General features: G+C 63.9%; 14 protein-coding genes. 2 read left to right on the top strand and 12 right to left on the bottom strand.

The window, feature by feature from the left end:
- Positions 1-955 precede the first annotated feature (955 nt).
- Positions 956-1780, top strand: a complete 825-nt coding sequence (locus tag HHL14_RS18180; RefSeq protein ID WP_169499004.1) for a BKACE family enzyme — start codon at positions 956-958, stop codon at positions 1778-1780.
- Positions 1781-1948: 168 nt separating this feature from the next.
- Here HHL14_RS18180 and HHL14_RS18175 read toward each other — a convergent pair whose 3' ends face one another.
- From HHL14_RS18175 to HHL14_RS18165, 3 genes are all read right to left on the bottom strand, one after another.
- Positions 1949-2926: an MvdC/MvdD family ATP grasp protein gene (locus HHL14_RS18175; protein ID WP_169499003.1), complete on the bottom strand. Its 978-nt coding sequence runs from the start codon at positions 2924-2926 to the stop codon at positions 1949-1951.
- Positions 2910-4376, bottom strand: a complete 1467-nt coding sequence (locus tag HHL14_RS18170) for a zinc metalloprotease (RefSeq protein WP_230413103.1) — start codon at positions 4374-4376, stop codon at positions 2910-2912. Before HHL14_RS18170 ends, HHL14_RS18175 begins: the two co-directional genes overlap by 17 nt.
- Before the next feature lie 118 nt (positions 4377-4494).
- Positions 4495-4881, bottom strand: coding sequence for a hypothetical protein (locus HHL14_RS18165; RefSeq protein WP_169499001.1), 387 nt, complete (start codon positions 4879-4881; stop codon positions 4495-4497).
- Positions 4882-5564: 683 nt separating this feature from the next.
- Here HHL14_RS18165 and HHL14_RS18160 point away from each other — a divergent pair.
- Positions 5565-7940 carry a DNA polymerase II gene (locus HHL14_RS18160; RefSeq protein ID WP_169499000.1) on the top strand — a complete coding sequence of 792 codons (2376 nt, stop codon included), beginning with the start codon at positions 5565-5567 and terminating at the stop codon, positions 7938-7940.
- Between the two features lie 40 nt (positions 7941-7980).
- Here HHL14_RS18160 and HHL14_RS18155 read toward each other — a convergent pair whose 3' ends face one another.
- From HHL14_RS18155 to HHL14_RS18115, 9 genes are all read right to left on the bottom strand, one after another.
- Positions 7981-8772 carry an SDR family oxidoreductase gene (locus tag HHL14_RS18155; protein WP_169498999.1) on the bottom strand — a complete coding sequence of 264 codons (792 nt, stop codon included), beginning with the start codon at positions 8770-8772 and terminating at the stop codon, positions 7981-7983.
- Positions 8773-8812: 40 nt separating this feature from the next.
- Entirely contained in the window at positions 8813-10525 is a 1713-nt protein-coding gene (locus HHL14_RS18150) for a long-chain-fatty-acid--CoA ligase (RefSeq protein ID WP_230413102.1), read from the bottom strand.
- A 47-nt stretch (positions 10526-10572) separates the two neighbouring features.
- Positions 10573-11712, bottom strand: coding sequence for an acyl-CoA dehydrogenase family protein (locus HHL14_RS18145; protein WP_169499015.1), 1140 nt, complete (start codon positions 11710-11712; stop codon positions 10573-10575).
- A gap of 25 nt (positions 11713-11737) precedes the next feature.
- Entirely contained in the window at positions 11738-12565 is an 828-nt protein-coding gene (locus tag HHL14_RS18140) for an SDR family NAD(P)-dependent oxidoreductase (protein ID WP_169498998.1), read from the bottom strand.
- Positions 12566-12579: 14 nt separating this feature from the next.
- Positions 12580-13032, bottom strand: a complete 453-nt coding sequence (locus tag HHL14_RS18135) for a MaoC family dehydratase (protein WP_169498997.1) — start codon at positions 13030-13032, stop codon at positions 12580-12582.
- Positions 13029-13484: a MaoC family dehydratase N-terminal domain-containing protein gene (locus HHL14_RS18130; protein ID WP_169498996.1), complete on the bottom strand. Its 456-nt coding sequence runs from the start codon at positions 13482-13484 to the stop codon at positions 13029-13031. Before HHL14_RS18130 ends, HHL14_RS18135 begins: the two co-directional genes overlap by 4 nt.
- Positions 13481-14680, bottom strand: coding sequence for a lipid-transfer protein (locus HHL14_RS18125; RefSeq protein WP_206002393.1), 1200 nt, complete (start codon positions 14678-14680; stop codon positions 13481-13483). The genes HHL14_RS18130 and HHL14_RS18125 overlap by 4 nt, the downstream gene beginning before the upstream one ends.
- 292 nt (positions 14681-14972) lie before the next feature.
- On the bottom strand, positions 14973-16013 hold the full coding sequence (locus tag HHL14_RS18120) for an AraC family transcriptional regulator (protein WP_329601687.1): 1041 nt from the start codon (positions 16011-16013) through the stop codon (positions 14973-14975).
- 170 nt (positions 16014-16183) lie between these two features.
- Complete coding sequence (locus HHL14_RS18115; protein ID WP_169498993.1) at positions 16184-17377, bottom strand: CaiB/BaiF CoA transferase family protein; 1194 nt, start codon at positions 17375-17377, stop codon at positions 16184-16186.
- Between the last annotated feature and the right edge of the window lie 261 nt (positions 17378-17638).

The following is a 17638-nucleotide window of genomic DNA, read 5'->3' as shown; positions in this document are numbered from 1 at the left end:
TCAAGAAGCGGCAATAAGCCGGGACCTATCCGTCATTTCGTGGGCGAGGCATATCATGAGGAATAAGTTTCGCCCTGGTAGCAACCTGTAAGCGGGATTGCAACCAGAGCAGTGGTAACTAGCCTGCGTCCCATAGGCACCCTCCTCAAGTCGTCGCACTTTCCTTCGAATTTGATGCTTCAACGACGTTCAACTACGCGAGACATTTCGCGATGATCGACTGCTTCGGCCGCACTTGGGCCGTAGGAGAATATCGATGCTATGGCTGCGTTGGATCGATCCATATCTATCGCCCCCAAAAAAATCACCCCCCCTCCACCCGCCGCATCCAGCCTAACAACCATCCGGCAACGATCGTCAACGATGCGGCACTGATGGCACAGATCAAGCTCGATCCCGCCCACCAGTCGGAGAGAAGGAAGAATACGTTGCTCGCGCGCTCGCGAACATCAAGCCTTACCTCCCGTAGTTCAGTCCCACAAGTAGCCCCGCCTACGATGCAATGAGCGGACGTTTGATTAGTGCGATGACTCCTTCGCAAATGGTCATACGTAAAAAGCCGCTGCTCTTCAGCATCGCTGACAAAACGCCCACCGCTCACAATAGTCAACCACGAGCTATCACCCACCCTCCCCAGGCCATTCGGCGAACGACAGGTCCCCTTAAACAACAACCCCTAATGGAAGACCCTGATCAAACCCAGTGACCTGTTTCAGCCGCTCGAACATCAACGCACCGAGGTACACTCGATACTCCATCGGCATCATTGCAGACCTAATCAGTATTGGACGAAGCTGGTCAGCCGCCCCTACGATGCATGCGAGTTGCCGACCCATACGAACGATGACAGCGCCAACCCAGTGCACAGATCGCCTATCCGGTGCCCCGGTAAACCCGGGCGCCCCGGGAGCCACCCCAATACTCCGTCCCCCTACCTAATCTACTGAGATCCAGCATGCAAAACCCTTGCATCATTTCTGTCGCGATCACCGGATCGCTGCCCCGCAAGAAAGACAATCCGGCTGTGCCGATCACGGTGAACGAGCAGGTGGAATCGACCCAGGAAGCATTCGAAGCCGGCGCGACCCTCGTTCATCTTCACGTGCGCAACGACGACGAGACGCCCACCTCCAATCCCGATCGTTTCGCCCTCGTGCTGGAAGGCATTCGCAAGCACGCGCCGGGCATGATCACACAGGTGTCCACCGGCGGTCGCTCCGGCGCCGGCAACGAACGCGGCGCGATGCTCTCGCTGCGGCCCGACATGGCATCGCTGGCAACCGGCTCGGTCAATTTCCCGACGCGCGTCTATGACAATCCTCCGGACCTGGTCGACTGGCTTGCAGCCGAAATGAAAGCCTACGGCATCAAGCCCGAGATCGAGGCCTTCGATCTGTCGATGATCTTCCAGGCCGCGGCCATGCAGGCAGCGGGCGCGATCGTCGGTCCCCTGCACATCCAGTTTGTGATGGGCATCAAGAACGCGATGCCGGTCGATCGCGAAGTGCTCGAGTTCTACGTTCGCACGCTCAAGCGCCTTGCGCCCGATGCAACGTGGACCGGCGCCGGCATCGGCCGCAATCAGCTGACGATGGCCCGCTGGTCGCTCGAACTCGGCGGCCACTGCCGCACCGGTCTCGAGGACAACGTGCGCCTGGACAAGAACACGCTCGCGCCGTCCAATGCCGCGCTGGTGCGCCAGGTCGTCGAACTTTGCAAGGAATACGATCGCCCGGTCGCAACCGCAGCCCAGGCTCGCGAGCTTCTCAAGCTGAACTGAGCGGCATTTCCGCGAGGCGGTTCATCCGCGGAACAGTGAGGATTGGGGCAGCAGCGAAAGCGGCGAAAGCGGCAAAAAAGGACTTAAACAACGGGCGATCAGGAAGGCACTTTGCCGGATCGCCCACCGTCAGCATCGCGCGCCGTCCTCACGCTCCTCGCCCCATCCTCACGCATCGAACTCGCGCAACTTCCGCGCGATGGCGCACGAGATCGGCAACCCCGCCGGCAATTCGGTAAACAGCCATTGCCCGGCCGGGTTCACCTCGAGAAACACATAGCGACCGTCAGGTGTGCGACGCATGTCGATCGCACCGTAGACGAGACCCAGATACCGCATCAGGTCGAGCAGACGTCGCGCGACGTCGGGTGGCAAGCTCACAGCCTCGATACGCGCATGGGCGATATCCATGCGGAAGTCGACCTTATAGCTCGTCTGCTGCGAGTGAATCGCCGCCGCGAAAATCTCATCCCCCACGACGGTAATGCGCAAATCGACATCGGCCTCGATATACCGCTGAAAAATCACCGGCGTGTAGCGCACATTGTCGATGACGCCCATCTCCTCTTCGCGCAATAGCCGGGTCTCGCGCCATTCGGCTTCGGTGGCCGAGAACGATTTGAAGATCACGTTGCCCATGCCCTGACGCATGACGAATTCGCGCACCGCATCGGGACAGTTGGTGATGAGCGTATCGGGCACTTCCAGTCCCACCGTCTGCGCGACCTTGAGCTGGTACGACTTGCGCTGCGCGAAGAGATCGCGCGCCGGTTCGTTGATCCAGCGCGCGTCGAGCGATTGCCACAGCCCGTGCAGGGCTTCCGTGCATTCGTTGACGGCGAAATTGCGGTGCGTATCGCGCACGATGGCCGTGCTGATCTCGGGCCACTGCGGACGCCGCCACCAGACGGCGCCGCAGTCGTCGAGATCGAGTCCGCCTTCGCTGCAGCCCAGTTCGAGCGCGAGGCCATGTCGCTCGTATTTCATCGAAAAGCTCGATCGCTGCGGATAGTCGCTCAGATCGAGCAGCATCGCGGGGGCGTCGAGCTTCATCAGTTCCGCCATGACGACCTGAGCATGTTCGTCGCGCGGCGTGGACAGGATCAGGATCATCGGCGTGCGATCGCGGCTAGCTTGCCTGGCCAAAGTACTGCCCGTACTCGCGCAGCGTCTGCTGATACTCCCACCACACCTGTTGCGCAAGTTGCTGGTCGCCCGTCGTCACCCGCCCCGCCGCCGCGAGCGCGTAGTACTGATCGAGCCACTGCTGGCCTTGAGTCAGGCGCTGCTCCAGGCTGCTGACCGCGGCTCGCGCGATATCCTGGTGGCTCTGCGTCCAGGCCATCGAATGATGCGGCGTCGACAGCACGAACGGCGCCGCCGTTCGTCCACCGATGCCCTGCGAGAAGCCGCCCGGCGTGAACGCCACGCCGGGATCCACCGGACCCTGCGGCGTAAACGGGTTGTCGGAAGCCGGATTCTTCTGCTGGTCGACAATCGGCGGTTTATCGGACAGCGGATTCTTCGGCTCGTCGATGAACTTGAGCGAACCGCCTGGCTGATCGAGCGATGCAATGGTCGGCAGATGATCGAGCGTCGCCACCGTGGGATGAAGATCCTTCGTCACCACCGTGGGATGATCCTGCGTCGCGATGGTGGGAAACTGATCGCGCGACGGCAAGGTCGGATGCACGTCGGTCGTCACCACCGTCGGATGGAGGTCCTGGATCGGCGTGGTCGAAACGGTGGTGCCCACGCTGCTCCGGTCGCCGTCGAGGCACGCCTGCATGCGCTGCACCTGGTCCGCGGTGAACATGAACATGGCCGCGTCGTCGACGTAATCCATATAGTTCATGAACATGTCGCCGTTGGGGCCGTTACTGCACGTGACGTGCGGAAACGCGGGCTTGCCGAAGTTCGGGCCGGCCTGATTGGGCGTGTCGTCGACGAAATCGCTACCGTTGCAGCCATTGCCGTCGTCGCCCCAGATGTGGCGAAGATTCAGCCAGTGGCCGATTTCATGCGAGGCCGTTCGCCCCAGATCGAACGGCGCAGCCGCCGCGCCGAGCGTGCCGAACGCCGTGTAGAGAATCACCACGCCATCGGTGGCGGCGGGGCCGCCCGGAAATTGCGCGTAGCCCAGCAGACCGCCATCGAGCGGACAGACCCACAAGTTCAGATATTTGGTGGCAGGCCATGCGTCCGCGCCGCCGGTCGAGGCGGCTTTCACCTTGTCGTCGTCGGTGAAGCCGGTCGAACTGGTCTTCGTGCGCGTGATGCCGTTGGTGGCAGCGCCGCCGGGATCGGTGCTCGCGAGCGCGAACTCGATCCGGCAATCCGCGGCGAGCGGCTGAAACGCGGCCGGTACCGAGCCGGCATCCGCATTCTTCTTGCGGTAGTCCCGGTTCAGCACATCGATCTGACTGTGGATCTGCGCATCCGAGATATTCTGCGCGTCGGTGTTGTACACGACGTGCACGACCACGGGAATCTGCGTGACGCCCGTGCGGCTCACCGACGCGAGTCCGATCCTCGCGAGGTGATGAAAATTCTCGCTGGCGACGCGATTGCGCACATAGCCCGGATCGGTTTGCATGAGCCGCTGGTGCACTTGCATGGTGCCGCAAGTGCGCTGTTGGGGCGGCTGATGATTGTTCCCGGGCGTTGAAGGACGGGTGGCCATATCGATCTCCCTGGGTTGAGAGAAACAGCGTTCAACGTTTCACGACTAAGCGATCTGAATCGAGGGATTGCACCTGCATGACCTCGTCCGCGCGGCCCGCCACCTTGATAGTCAGCGTGCCGTCGGGAGCGAGCGCGTAACTGCCCTCGACCGCACGCCTGCGGTCGTCGGGCCCCGGGCCGCTGACGCTCACGCGACCATCGGCGTGAAACTCGTATGCCGACCGTCCACGCGATGGCCCGAGCGGCGTTCCGCCTGGACGAAAAACGGAGCAGTCGTCGGCATCCTCTTCATGCGCGTGGAGCCATTGCCCCTCGAGCTGTCTGGAATCGTAGGTAGGCATATCTGCAAATGAGACTAATGAACCGCAATGCGCTGAAATCGCTTCGGGTTTGTGCGCCGGACGCAGGTCTGCCATCCGGGCGGATTGAATACATTTCCGCTTCGAGGCAATAAATAGAGAATCGACCTAATCGAAGATCCAGAGATCAGCACGAATAAAATACTCGAATAATTTAATTCCCATCCTGAACAAAGATAAATTTAGGCTGAAGTTTGCAAAATGCAAGCTTGATGTGTTTCAGGGTTAACTATAAAAAGACGCTTCACTGCCGCGTTCTCTTTACGTACTCACTGACATGCTGCAAGCCTCCCTCTCCATGCAGCCGTACGCCGGCGATCCGTCATCGCGTGGGAATCTCGATACCACACGCAACCATTTTTAGCGTTTCGCGAAGTCACGAGCTTGTCATTCTTTATTCGTCACAGGGCGGCACATCCATATTATCCGCGACTCCATTTAATCAAAAAGCATAATCCAGGCTTTTTGATCATCGATCAATGAATTTGTGGCGGAATTAACCTGAATTTCTTCTTTGACATTACCTCCCCGTTCGCATCAGACATTCCTCGTTATTCTGCTTATTTTTAAAACCCGACTTACTCGAATAACTTACGTGGAAGCACTTCATTCATTCCAATAACACCGGACATCCATAACGGCTTTACGCTGCCCGGTTCACCGCCCATCGCCCGCTACAGCCAACCTCGCCCACCGCGTTAAAATCGCGCCAGGTAATCACGCAGGCCCAAAGGTGGAAGTTGACTGAATTCGAGCAGGGTTTCATTCTGACCCGACATTGGCGGGACACGCCCGCCGGCACCGAAATCGAGTTCTGGCTGGCGACCGACAACGGGCCGCGCCACCTCCGTTTGCGCCCGCAGCCGTCGGTCGCGTTCATTCCGGCCGAGCATCGCGAGCGCGCCGAAACGATCCTGCGACGCGACGCGCCGCTCGATCTGCGCCCGCTCGACCTGCGCGACTTCCAGCATCGCCCGGTGCTGGGCCTCTACTGCCCGCCATACCGTCAGCTCAAGGCCTACGAAAAGCGCCTGAAAGAAGGCGGCGTCGACGTCTACGAAGCCGATATCCAGCCGCCCGAGCGCTACATGATGGAGCGCTTCATCACCGCGCCGGTGTCCTTCGGCGGCGAGCCGCAACCGAACGGCTCGCTACTCAATGGAGAATTGAAGCCGGCCAACGACTATCGTCCGCCGCTGAAGCTGGTGTCGCTCGACATCGAAACCAGCGCGCGCGCCGAACTGTATTCGATCGCGCTCGAAGGTTGCGGCGAGCGGCAGGTCTACATGCTCGGGCCGCCGAATGGCGACGTTGCCAAAGCGAACGCCCTCGATTTCAAACTCGACTACTGCGAAACCCGTGCCGAACTGCTGAAAAAATTCGTCGCGTGGATGGAGCGGCACGACCCCGATGCGATCATCGGCTGGAATCTGGTGCAGTTCGATCTGAAGGTGTTGCAGCAGCATGCCGAGCAGTATCGCGTGCCGTTGCGTATCGGCCGTGGCGGCGCGCTGATGGAGTGGCGCGAGCATGGCGTCACGCGCAATCACTTTTTCGCGGGCGCGGCGGGCCGGCTGATTATCGACGGCATCGAGGCGCTACGCTCGGCGACGTGGAGCTTTCCGTCGTTCAGCCTCGAATACGTGTCGCGCTCGGTGCTGGGCGAAGGCAAGGCGATCGACAATCCGTATCAGCGCATGGATGAAATCCAGCGCCGCTTCGACGAAGACAAGCCCGAACTCGCGCGCTACAACCTGAAGGACTGCGAGCTCGTCACCCGCATCTTCGAGAAGACCGAACTGCTGCGCTTCCTGCTCGCGCGCGCAACCGTCACCGGTCTCGCCGCCGATCGCAGCGGCGGTTCGGTCGCGGCGTTCACGCATCTGTACATGCCGCGCATGCATCGGCTGGGCTACGTCGCGCCGAATCTAGGCGACGTCGCCGGCGCGGCGAGCCCTGGCGGCTTCGTGATGGACTCGCGCCCCGGCCTCTACGATTCGGTGCTGGTGCTCGACTACAAGAGCCTCTATCCGTCGATCATCCGCACCTTTCTGATCGACCCGATGGGACTCGTCGACGGCATGCTGCACCCCGACGACGAACACTCGGTGCCCGGCTTTCTCGGCGCGCGTTTCTCGCGCACGCGCCACTGTCTGCCGTCGGTCGTCGCGCAGGTGTGGCAGGCGCGCGAGGCGGCCAAGCGCGAGCACAACAAGCCGCTGTCGCAGGCACTGAAAATCATTATGAACGCGTTCTACGGCGTGCTCGGCTCGACCGGCTGCCGCTTCTTCGATCCGCGGCTCGCGTCGTCGATCACGATGCGCGGCCACGAGATCATGCATACGACGCGCGAGCTGATCGAAGCGCAAGGCTACGAGGTGATCTACGGCGACACCGATTCGACCTTCGTGTGGCTCAAGCATGCGCATAACGAAGACGACGCCGCGCGTATCGGCCACGCGCTTGTCGACCATATCAACGCGGCGTGGCAAGACAAACTGCGCGCGCGCTTCGGGCTCGATAGCGCGCTCGAACTGCAATTCGAGCGGCACTATCGGCGCTTTTTCATGCCAACCGTGCGCGGCGCCGAGGAAGGCAGCAAGAAACGCTATGCGGGTCTCACGGTGCTGCCCGACGGCAGCGAGGACGTCGTCTACAAGGGGCTCGAAACCGTGCGCACCGACTGGACGCCGCTCGCGCAGCAGTTCCAGCAGGAGTTATACGGACGCATCTTTCGCCAGCAGCCGTATCAGGACTACGTGCGCGACTATGTGCGCGACACGCTCGCGGGTCGGCTCGACGATCAGCTCGTCTATCGCAAGCAGTTGCGCCGGCCGCTCGACGCCTACGAGCGCAACGTGCCACCGCACGTGCGCGCGGCGCGCGTCGCCGACGAATTCAATCGCCAGCAGGGACGGCCACTGCAATATCAGAACGGCGGCTGGATCAGCTACGTGATCACGGTCGCCGGCCCCGAACCGCTCGAAACGCTGCGCTCGGCGATCGACTACGAGCACTATCTGACGCGGCAATTGCAGCCGGTCGCCGATGCGATTCTGCCTTTGCTGCGCGACGATTTCACGACGCTGATGTCGGGGCAACGACAGTTGTTCTGAGCGACCGTCAGGCGTCGCAAGTTCAGTGGACTCCGTGGGATCACCAGGTCAGCGCCGCGCTCAGGTCGCGGCTGCCGGTCAGTGAGATGCCGCCGTCGACCGGAATCACCGTGCCGGTAATAAAACGCGCGCGCGGCGAACTCAGGAACAACGCGAGGTCCGCGACTTCGTCGGTCGAACCGAAGCGCCGCAGCGGAATCAACGCCTCCATCTTCGCGCGCGCCTCCGGCGTCGGCACGAGCCGGCGCACGCCTTCGGTGTCGGCGATCGGTCCGGGCACGATCGAATTCACGCGAATGCCGTCGACGCCCCACTCCATCGCCAGCACGCGCGTCAGCATGTCGACGCCGGCCTTCGCCGCGCACACGTGCGCCTGATACGGCGTCGGATTGAATGCCTGGGAAGCCGAAATATTCAGCACCGACGCGCCGGGCTTGCGCAGATACTCGTGCGCGGCACGCAGCACATGAAACGTGCCGTTCAGATCGATATCGACCACCGTGCGAAAGCCGCGCGCCGACATGCCGAGCGCCGGTGCGACGAAGTTGCCGGCCGCGCCGGACACCAGCACGTCGATCGGGCCGAACGCGTCGTGCGCCTGCGCGAGCGCGGCGGCGATCGCATCGGCATCGCGCACGTCGGCGGAAAAGCCCAATGCCTGCGTGCCAAGCGATTGCAACTCCCGCACCGCCGTTTGCACGCGCTCGGCCGAGCGGCTGGCGATCGCCACGCGCGCGCCGCGTTCGGCAAACGCCTTCGCAATCCCGAGGTTGATGCCGCTGCTGCCGCCCGCGACGAACACCGTCGCGTCCTGATAGTGATCGATCGACATCGCGTCTCCTGTTTGTTCCGATAAAGTAGCGTTACGCGAATTAACGCGAGGGCACGTTGCGGTGCGCGTCCTGCAACTCGCGCCAGAGAATCTTGCCGGTGCCCGATTTCGGCAGCCGTTCGAGAAACTCGACGATCCGCGGCGCCTTGTACACCGCCATATGCTCGCGGCTCCAGTCGATGATCTGCTGCTCCGACACCTGGCCGTGAAACTCCGGCTTCAGCACGATCAGCGCCTTCACGGTCTCGCCGGCGCGCGGATCGGCCACGCCGATCACGCACGCCTCGTGCACCGCCGGATGCCCGTACATCGCATTCTCGACCTCGGCCGGCCAGACCTTGTAGCCGGATGCGTTGATCATCCGCTTGAGCCGGTCGCGCATGAAGAAGTAGCCGTCCTCGTCGACCGCCACCAGATCGCCGGTGCGAAAAAAGCGCTTGCCGTCGCGTTCGAAAAACGCCGCGCGATCCGCGCCGGGATCGCGCCAATAGCCGCGCATCACCTGCGGCCCATGCGTGACCAGTTCGCCGAGCTCACCGGGCGGCAACTCTTCGAGCGTGACGGGATCGACCACGCGCGACTCCACACTCTGGGTCGGCACGCCGAGGCACTGCCGCTTCGCGCGCAGCAGCGGATTCGCATGCAGAAACGACGCGGTCTCGGTCAAGCCATACGCTTCGTTATAGACGATGCCGAAACGCGTTTGCAGCATCGCCGCGACCGATTCCGGCATCGCCGCGCCGCCGCCGGAAAGCACCGCGAGACTGTGCAGATCGCGCTGCTGCGCGTCGGGCATCGCGAAGAAATCGATCAACATGGCCGGCGCGGCCGCCCACACCGACACGCGATGCCGCTCGATCAGACGCGCGGCGAGCGCCGGATTCCAGCGTGGCATCATCACGACGGTGGCGCCGAGCGTGATCGGCAGATTCATCGCGTTCTGCATGCCGAGCATATGAAACAGCGGCGCCACTGCGAGAAACACCGACTCCGCGTGAAAACCGCGCCACAATTGCGATGCCACCGACGAAGCCAGCATCGTCGCATGCGTGTGCATGCAGCCCTTCGGATTGCCGGTCGTGCCCGACGTATAGGGCAGCACGCACAGGTCGTCGGCGGCGGGGAGCGAGGACGGCGGCGCAAGCCCGCGTGCGAGCGCCGCTTCGAAGTCCACGAGTCCCGTTGCCGTCAGTGCCTCGCGCGGCGCACGCACGACCTCGGGCAGCGCGTCGCGCTCGCCGTCGTCATTGTCTTCATCCCTCGCGGCGAGCGCGTCGCTATACGCGTAGACCAGCACGCTCGCCAGCCCGGATTCATCGGCCACCAGCGGCTGCAATTGCGACAGCAGCTCCTGCGCACAGATCGCCACGCGCGCGCCGCTGTTGTCGATGAAGTAGCGCAACTCCGCCGTCGTGCTCATCGCGTTGACCGGCACGACCACCGCGCCCGCACGCATGATGCCGTAGTAAGCGGTGGTGAATTGCGGACAGTTCTGGCTCAACAGCAGCACCCGGTCGCCGGGCTGCACGCCGACGCATTCGCGCAGATAACCGGCAAGCGCATCGACACGCTCGCGCAGCCGCGCATAAGTGAGCGCGTTGCCACCGAAGACGATCGCGGGCTTGTCGGGGAAACGCGCAGCCGCGACTTCGAGGTAATGCGTCAACGAGACCTGCGGAATCCGGATCGCGTGCGGCAGGCCCTTGGGCCAGAAACGGTGATGTACGTACGGCATGTCGTCTGTCTTCTCCATGCTTATTCTGGATGCGGCCGGGCGGAGCAACGCGTGACCTTACGCCCTCAGAGACTGCGCGAAATGACCTCCTTCATCACCTCGCTGGTACCGCCGTAGATGCGATTCACGCGCGAGTCCACGAAGGCCCGGCAGATCGGATACTCCATCATGTAGCCGTAGCCGCCGTACAGCTGCAGCAGTTCGTCGAGCGCGCGGCCGAGTTCCTCGGTGCAATACAGCTTCGCGATCGCAGCCTCCTGCACGCTCAGCTTGCGGCGCATATGCTCGCCGAGATACTGGTCGACCATCATGCGCATCGCGGTCGCGCGGGTCTTGATCTCGGCGAGCCTGAAGCGCGTATTCTGCATGTCGAACAGCGGCTTGCCGAACACGATGCGCTCTTTCGTGTAGCGGATGGTTTCGTCGAGCATCGCTTCGAGCTTCGCGGCAGCGGCAATCGCAATCGTGAAGCGCTCCTGCGCCAGCTCCTGCATCAGATAGCCGAAGCCCTGGTTTTCCTCGCCGAGCAGATTGGCGACCGGCACGCGCACGTCGTCGAAGAACAGCTCGGCGGTGTCGGCCGCCTGCTGGCCCATCTTGTCGAGCTTGCGGCCACGGCGAAAACCCGCGCGTTCGGCTTCGACCACCAGTAGCGACACGCCCTTCGCGCCGAGTTCCGGCTCGGTCTTCGCGACCACCACGACGAGGTCGCAATTCAGACCGTTCGAGATGAAGGTCTTCGCGCCGTTGATCACGTATTCGTCGCCGTCGCGTCGCGCGGTCGTGCGGATCGCCTTCAGGTCGCTGCCCGCGCCGGGCTCGCTCATCGCGATGGCGAGAATCGTCGCGCCGCTCGCGCAGCCCGGCAGCCAGCGGCGCTTCTGTTCGTCGGTGCCGAGACGCTGCAAGTACGGCGCGATGATGTCCGAATGCAGATTGAAGCCCGGCCCGCTGATGCCCGCATACGCGAGCTCTTCCTGCAACACCGCGCAGTGGCCGAAGTCGCCGCCCGCGCCGCCCCATTCGGGATCGATCGACGTGCACAGCAACCCTTCGCGCCCCGCCTTCAGCCACGTTTCGCGATCGACCTTGCCGTCGCGATCCCACTGGCTCTGACGCGGCTTGCACTCGCGTTCGATAAAGCGCCGCACGGTGCTGCGAAACATCTCGTGATCGTCGCGAAACACCGTGCGCGGGAAAGTCAGTACGTTTTCCATGGGACTCCCGCGTTCAGGGTCGACCGCCGCCGCAGACCAGCACCTGGCCGCTGACGTAGTTGGACTCGGGAATGCAGAACATGTAGACCGCGCCCGCCGCTTCCTCGGGCGTGCCGCCGCGACCGAGCGGAATGCTCGCTTCGGCATTCTTCAGCACCTGCGGGTTCACGCCGACCTTGATCTGCTGACCGGCGATATCGATGCTCGCGTCCGCATCGGCCGACGCTTCGGTCAGGCGCGTCATGATGAGCCCGAATGCGACGCTGTTCACGTTGACCTTGTAGCGGCCCCACTCCTTCGCCATCGCACGCGTGAGGCCGTTGATGCCGGCCTTCGCGGCCGCGTAGTTCGCCTGACCCGCGTTGCCGTACACGCCCGAGGTCGACGAAATGTTCACGACCTTGCGAAACACCGGCGTACCTGCTTCCATTTCGCGCTTCGCCGCTTCGCGAATAAAGCCGGAGGCCGCGCGCAGGATCCGGAACGGCGCCGTGAGGTGGACCGCGAGAATCGCGTCCCATTGCTCGTCGCTCATCTTCTGCACGACGTTGTCCCACGTATAGCCAGCGTTGTTGACGATGATGTCGAGACCGCCGAAGCTTTCCAGCGCGGTCGCGACGAAACGCTCGGCGAAGCCCGCGTCGGTCACGCTGCCGGCACACGCAACGGCCTCGCCACCGGCCGCGCGAATGTCGGCGACGGTCTGTTCGGCCGGCGCCGCGTCGAGATCGTTGACGACCACGCGCGCACCTTCGCTCGCGAGCTTACGGGCGATTTCGCGGCCGATGCCGCGGCCGGAACCGGAAACGAGCGCGACCTTACCTTCGAGTTTGCGATTCATGTCGGTATCCTGAGTTATTTGATCGGATCATTCGATCCATGACGGCCGAGCGCGACCAGTGCTTCGCCGCTCAGGCGCGGTTCACCGTGCTGGTTGGTGGTCGTGATCTCGACGCGCGCACAGCGTTCGCCCGCATGTTCCTGCCATCCTGTCACGCGACCAGCGCAGGTGATGCGCTCGCCGACCCGCGTGATCGCAACGAAGCGCACGCTCAGTTCGCGCAGCGCGGACTGCGGCACCCAGTTGGTCATCAGCCGGCCGAGCCACGCCATCGACAGCATGCCGTGCACGAACACGTCCGGCACCCCGGCCGCGCGCGCGAAATCGCTGTCGACGTGGATCGGATTGTGGTCGCCCGACGCGCCGCAATAGAGCGCGAGCGTCAGGCGCGAAAGCGGCTCGGTCTCGAACGACGGCAGCGCGTCGCCGACCTTCAGCGCGCTGGCTTCGGCATAAGGTGCGCTCATATCAGTTCCTCAGGATGACGAATTACCGTCACGCAGCGCAGTTCGGCCACGCGCTCGCCGTGCTGGTTGCTGACCTCGGTCTTGCGCACGACGAATTCGAGCGCGCCGCCCTTCTTGTCGTAGATATCGTCGATACGCTGGCGGAAGGTCAGCGTATCGCCCGCATACGCGAGCGCGTGATACGTGAAGCCTTGCTCGCCGTGCAGCAGATTGCGGAAGTCCATGCCGAGCAGTTCGCGGATCGCGGCCGGATTCGGCGCTTCCATCTCCAGGCAGAACAGGAAAGTCGGTGGCACAGGCAGATGCGGATGGCCGGCCGCGCGCGCGACGGCTTCGTCGCTGTAGACCGGATCGCGCTGACCGGTCGCCTTCGCGAAGAAGCGCAGCCGCCCTGCTTCGACCGGCACGCTGAACGGCGCCAGTTCGTGGCCGATAAAACGTCGGTCGATCATCGGCGGCTCCCTTGCGCGGCCTGGTACAGCGTGACGACGCACGCGCCGCCCAACCCCAGGTTATGTTGCAGTGCGAGCCGCGCCCCTTCCACCTGACGCTGCTCCGCATCGCCGCGCAGTTGCCACACCAGCTCCGCGCATTGCGCGAGACCGGTCGCGCCGAGCGGATGCCCCTTCGACAGCAGCCCGCCCGACGGATTGGTGACGACACGCCCGCCGTAAGTGTTATCGCCATCGAGGATGAAACGTTCGGCCGTGCCCTCGGGCGTGAGGCCGAGCGCTTCGTAGGTGATCAGTTCGTTGGCGCTGAAGCAGTCGTGCAGCTCGACCACGTCAAGATCTTCGGGGCCGATGCCGGCCGCCTCGTAGACCTGCTTCGATGCAGCCACCGTCATGTCGTAGCCGACCACCCTGCACATGTCGTCGCTGTCGAAGGTGCTGCGCGTGTCGGTGGTCATCGCCTGCGCGGCAATCGTCACGCGCATGTCGAGCTTGTGGTGGCGCGCGAAGTCGGCCGAACAGACGATCGCCGCAGCCGCGCCGCACGTGGGCGGGCAGCATTGGAAACGCGTCAGCGGACCGAACACGGCGGGCGATGCCATCACCTCGTCGAGCGTCAGCGTCTGACGGAACACCGCGAGCGGATTGCGCGCCGCGTGCTGGCGCGCCTTCACCGAGATGCGGCCGAACGTGTCGGCGCGAATGCCGTGCTTCTTCATGTAGTCGAGCCCCGCGCCGCCAAAAAACTGCGCGGCGCGCGGCGCGTCCTGACGATAATCCTGGTGCGCGGTCATCGCGTCGACGAAGCGCGCCATCGGCGACGGCCGGTCGTCGTACGCTCCCTTCAGCGCGCCCGGCACCATCTGCTCGAAGCCGAGCGCGAGCGCGCATTCGACCATGCCGCTCTCGACGGCCTGGCGCGCGAGGAACAATGCGCTGGAGCCGGTCGAGCAGTTGTTGTTGACGTTGAAGACCGGAATGCCGGTCAGGCCGACACCGTAGAGCGCCGCCTGGCCGGCGGTGGAATCGCCGTACACGTAGCCGACGTACGCTTGCTGGATTTCGGCGTAATCGAGCGCGGCGTCGTCGAGTGCGAGTTGCGCGGCGCGCGCGCCCATCACGTGATAAGGATCGCTCGCGCCTGGCTTGGTGAAGGGAATCATGCCGACACCGACGACATGCACGGCTCTTTTCATCTGGGTCATGAGTTCGTTCCTGTTCGACGATGGAGTCGCAAGATGGACTGACCTGCGCCCGCGACGGCGAACGCTACTGTTACGCCGATGCGGTGAGACTCAGTGTGCGATGCGCGCGCGACGCTGCCAATCGCGCTTTGGAACAAAACGATTGGCAAAAAGTATCAAGTTGCTAGCGAGAGGATGCGATGGACGCGCGCGGTGAGGAAGGCAATGATGTGGAGGCGATGAACGAGCGCACGGAGTGGTCCGCACAAGGATCGCACGAGGGCCACGCGAACGGCAAAACGATTCAGCCGCAGCCTCGACCCGCAACCGGCTCGCCACCCTGCAGGCGCGTCTGCCGGTAAAGTCCCGGCGCAAGCCCCGTCCATCCCTTGAACGCGCGATGAAACGTACTCGCCTCCGAAAACCCGAGCCGGCTCGCGATATCGAGCAAGGTCAGCTCGGGCTGCGACAGATATTCGAGCGCGGCGTCGCGCCGCAACTCGTCCTTGATCGCCTGAAAGCTCTGCCCCTCTTCGCGCAGATGGCGACGCAGCGTCTGCGGCGTCAGCGACAACGATTCGCTGACCGCTTCGAGCGACGGCATATTGCCCGCCAGATGTCGGCGCAATTGACGGCGAATGCGTTCGCTCAAACTGCTTTGATCGCGATACTTGATCAGCAGACTCGCGGGCGCGTGATGCAGAAATTCGCCGAGACTCTGCGGCGTCTGCACGACCGGCAGATCGAGCCAGCGCGCCTCGAAGCGAAAACCGACCCACGGGTGGCCGTAATTCACCGGCGCCTTGAACAGACGCTCGGCGTCGCTGCTGCAACCGGCATCGATAGGCCGGTACATCAGTTCCTGCACCGGAATGCGCCGCGCGACCAGCCACGACGCGAGTCCATATGTAAAGAAGCAGAACGTGCGGTCCGCGTAGGCAAGACGCGAGTCGCGTTCGCCGCGCGGCACCCAGCGCACCGATGCGATGCCCCGTTCGACGACGAGGCGCGGCACCGCGTCGTCGAGCATCAGATGAAGAAACTCGAAGCCGCCGCGCAGCGCGTCGCCGAGCGTGCGGCAGTGGATCAGCAGGCGGCATAGTTGCACGAACGTGCCGGGCCGCAATGGACGGCTGCACAGCCCCCAGATTTCGTCGCGAGTCGCACGGCGCAGCGCACGGATCAGCGCCGCATACTGCGCCTGCGTGACGCGCGCGAGCGGCGAGTCGAGCAGCTCCGGCGCGATGCCGGCGCGACGCAGGATCGTGTCCACCGCGAGGTTCTGCCGGCGCGCGCCTTGCAGAATCTGGTCGACCTGGAGAATGGAAATCGTGTGCTGCGCCACCGTCGATAATCTCGCTCGATCTGAATGCCGCGGCCCCGGTGCACGACTGGGCATGACGGGATTGACGCTCCGCCGTGGTCGTTGCGCACCGGCGCCGACGGCCGGATTCGCCACGATAGCAGACAGGCGCAACGCGTAGCGGCGGAGCTCGCTGCGTTCAGCCGATCGCCTCAGCCGATCGCTTCGGCCTTGCGCAATGCGTCGATCTCCTCCGTGCGGAAGCCGGCCGCGAGCAACACTTGGTCGGTATGTTCACCGCGTTGCGGCGACGGATAGCGCACCGCGAATTCGAAGCCGCTCATCTTGACCGGACACGCGAATTGCCGCGCGTTGCCGCTCTCCGCTTGCGGCAACACCATGCCGCGCGCGACGAACTGCTCGTTGGTCAGCGCGTCTTCGAGCTTCAACACCGGGCTCACGCAGCAGTCGCTGCCGGACAGGGTCTGCGTCCACCACGCGAGCGGCTGCGCACCGACGAGTCGCTGCACGTCGGCGCGCACGCGCTCCGCGTCGGCCGCATCGCGCGGCATGTGCGAAGCCTGCAAATCTTCGCGGCCAATCAATGCGCAGAAGCGGTCCCAGAACTTTTTCTCCAGCGCCGCCACCGCAAGGTATTGACCATCGGCGGTCGCGTACATCGCATAGCACGGCAGCGCGCCGGTCAGCTTCGCGGTGCCCACCGGCTGCGCCCGTCCGGCCGTGTTGACAGCGGCCAGTGGAATCACCGCGTGCGCGAGCACGCCGTCGGCGATCGCGACGTCGACATGGCGACCCACGCCGGTGCGCGCGGCATCGAACAGCGCGGCGAGAATGCCCATCACCGCGGTCATCGAGCCGCCCAACAGGTCTGCCACCGGCACGTTCGACAACGCGGGCGCCGCATCGCGCGAACCGATCTGATCGGCGACGCCGCTCAAGCCGCCATAGTTCATGTCGTGACCGGGCGCGTCGCGATACGGACCGGTTTGCCCGTAGCCGGTCAGACTGCAATAGACGAGACGAGGATTGCGCGCCTTCACCGCGTCATAGCCCACGCCCAGCCGCTCCATCACGCCGGGCCGAAAGCTCTCGATCAACACGTCGGCCTGCTCGCACAGACGCAGCAGCGTCGCGACGCCGTCGGCCTGCTTCAGGTCGAGGCGGATGCCGCGCTTGTTGCGGTTCACGAGACTGCGCACGGACTCGGCCGCGTAATCGCCCACGCCGGTGTCCTCGATCTTGATCACGTCCGCGCCGAGGTCGGCCAGATGCAGCGTGCAGACCGGCCCCGGCAGCAGCCGTGTCAGATCGAGGATGCGCACGCCGGCAAGCGGCGCGCGTCGAGTGTCGGGCACGGCAGCCGGCGAAGAAGAGGATGTGCACATAGGGCGTCCAGTGAATGTGACGCCAGTCTAGGCAGCGCCGCCGGGCTTCGGCAATGGCGTTTGCGTTCAGCGGGATTGGCAGGAATGCTCACACGCGTCTTGCCCGGGTTCATCGCCGCGTCAGGCGCCGGCAGCGGCGCCCGCCTGCCTCTACCCGCATCCGCCCGCCTCGGCCCTCCCGCAAGCCGATGCCGCTACACGGAGAGGGTCTCGAGTTCGAGACCATCAGTACGCGGCCCCGCGCCCGGCATCACGAACAGA

The sequence above is a fragment of the Paraburkholderia antibiotica genome (assembly GCF_012927125.1).
Classification (GTDB): domain Bacteria; phylum Pseudomonadota; class Gammaproteobacteria; order Burkholderiales; family Burkholderiaceae; genus Paraburkholderia; species Paraburkholderia antibiotica.
Note: the sequence above shows the minus strand (reverse complement) of the source record. Positions and strands in the feature narration are given on the sequence as shown.

Bases quoted from the DNA above. Each gene is read 5' to 3' on its own strand.
- HHL14_RS18180 (WP_169499004.1), top strand. From the start codon at position 956: ATGCAAAACCCTTGCATCATTTCTGTCGCGATCACCGGATCGCTGCCC.
- HHL14_RS18170 (WP_230413103.1), bottom strand. From the start codon at position 4,376: ATGCAAACCGATCCGGGCTATGTGCGCAATCGCGTCGCCAGCGAGAAT.
- HHL14_RS18165 (WP_169499001.1), bottom strand. From the start codon at position 4,881: ATGGCAGACCTGCGTCCGGCGCACAAACCCGAAGCGATTTCAGCGCAT.
- HHL14_RS18155 (WP_169498999.1), bottom strand. From the start codon at position 8,772: ATGTCGATCGATCACTATCAGGACGCGACGGTGTTCGTCGCGGGCGGC.
- HHL14_RS18150 (WP_230413102.1), bottom strand. From the start codon at position 10,525: ATGGAGAAGACAGACGACATGCCGTACGTACATCACCGTTTCTGGCCC.
- HHL14_RS18140 (WP_169498998.1), bottom strand. From the start codon at position 12,565: ATGAATCGCAAACTCGAAGGTAAGGTCGCGCTCGTTTCCGGTTCCGGC.
- HHL14_RS18135 (WP_169498997.1), bottom strand. From the start codon at position 13,032: ATGAGCGCACCTTATGCCGAAGCCAGCGCGCTGAAGGTCGGCGACGCG.
- HHL14_RS18130 (WP_169498996.1), bottom strand. From the start codon at position 13,484: ATGATCGACCGACGTTTTATCGGCCACGAACTGGCGCCGTTCAGCGTG.
- HHL14_RS18125 (WP_206002393.1), bottom strand. From the start codon at position 14,680: ATGAAAAGAGCCGTGCATGTCGTCGGTGTCGGCATGATTCCCTTCACC.
- HHL14_RS18115 (WP_169498993.1), bottom strand. From the start codon at position 17,377: ATGTGCACATCCTCTTCTTCGCCGGCTGCCGTGCCCGACACTCGACGC.